At 49.9% G+C, this 1,566-nt stretch carries 2 protein-coding genes; one reads left to right on the forward strand and one right to left on the reverse strand.

Translation table 11 applies throughout. The features are described 5' to 3' along the window. Positions 1-732, reverse strand: a 732-nt coding sequence (locus tag INT22_RS16865; RefSeq protein WP_193068610.1) for a hypothetical protein, incomplete at its 3' end; no start/stop codon positions are given. Between the two features lie 198 nt (positions 733-930). Between INT22_RS16865 and uraD the strand changes: the two genes are divergently transcribed. Further along, entirely contained in the window at positions 931-1,464 is a 534-nt protein-coding gene (uraD, locus tag INT22_RS16870) for a 2-oxo-4-hydroxy-4-carboxy-5-ureidoimidazoline decarboxylase (protein ID WP_193068611.1), read from the forward strand. Positions 1,465-1,566 lie beyond the last annotated feature (102 nt).

The raw sequence follows: 1,566 nt of genomic DNA on the forward strand, positions 1-1,566 counted from the left end.
CCACTGTTGCTGGGTAAGATCAGTGCGCATTAACTGCTCAGGCTCGGTCGCTTCCCCAAAGTAATCGTCTCCTTTTTCGCTATTGTAGTTATAGAATCCTTGGAATTTTAACGGCAGCGCCGCCGCTTCAAACGGCAGCCCCCAGGCCAAGTTAATTTGGTAATAGGGATCAAACGAAATACTGTTCTGATTTTCTGGCAGTCCACAAGGTGGCAAGCCGCAATGGTTCCACTCACGGCTATAGAACAGACTTAGATCCACAAAGCCTCTCGGCACATCAAATTTAAACGTTGGCCCCACTACTAATTGGCGTTTACGTGGTGCAAAGCCAGTATTTTTGGTATTCAGGTCAAACCCGAATGTCAGTGCCGTGTCTTTGACGGGCCCGAAAGCGATGGGCTCATTGAATACGCCGCCCCCATGGAGTTGATGACGGTATGTCAGATAGGCTTCCGTTGCCCCTGAATCACTGTTATTGGCGGGGTCTTGGCTGCTGGACTGAAGCACGTCCAGATTTAAAAAGTTTTGGCCCAGTGAGTAACCACTAACATGGGTAAACTGGAGAATATGCTTCTCTATGTTCTCTGGGTTATTCGGCTCGGTAAACTGCGTTCCATAGCGATACCCCACGGACGTATCACTCCATGTCGCTGCCTGGGCACCTGCCGAGATAGTGCCAAGATAAGCGCCTATCGCCAGATACGTTACCACTGCTCGATTGCTCTTCAACATGCAAAACCCTTTGTTGTTTGATTTTGTTTTTAGACATCTTTCTAAGCGCCCTTCTATAAGGACCTTCCTAACGCCGTTATGCCCGCTTTTCGCGGGTGCGATAGCGATTTTTTTGCGGAAACGGCACTTCTTAGAGTACATTTAGCAATATTTATTGTATACAATAAAACAGATAAACAAATACAAATGGAGGATACAATGTCGCGTATTTTAGAAGCAGCTCGCCCCAGCCGCCTAGGCTTAGACGCCTTTCTTGAGCATTACGGGGACGTTTTTGAACATTCACCCTGGGTAGCCGAAACCGCTTGGAAACAGGGGTTTACCGACCAACACGATGACCCAGATGTGCTAGCTGACTGCATGGGCAATGTGCTTAAGGGTGCTGATATTGATCAGCAAATTGCAGTCATCCGCGCTCACCCAGACCTTGCCGGGAAAGCAGCTCTCGCGGGCGAGCTAACCCAGGATTCCACTCGCGAACAGGCTGGTGCGGGGCTAGATCAATGCTCAGCCGAAGAGTTTGAACGCTTTCAACACCTCAATCAGGCCTATCAAGATAAGTTCGGTTTCCCCTTTGTGATTGCTGTTAAAGGGCTTGATCGACACGCCATCCTTTACGCGTTCGAAAAGCGCCTTGAAAACGACGCCGCTACCGAGCGTCAAACCGCTATTGAGCAAATCATCCAGATAGCGCGCTTTCGCCTGCACATGCGTGCGGCCGAGGCAGCGTAATTCTCACGCGCTTAGCGCTTCTATTTTCCTTTCAGCCTGACCTGTGGTGCTCGGCCCTTCAGGCTGTGAGGCTTACCTTTTATCGTCATTCGGAGAGACCTC

Origin of the sequence: Halomonas sp. 3D7M (assembly GCF_014897885.1) — a bacterium.
In the GTDB taxonomy this organism is placed as follows: domain Bacteria; phylum Pseudomonadota; class Gammaproteobacteria; order Pseudomonadales; family Halomonadaceae; genus Vreelandella.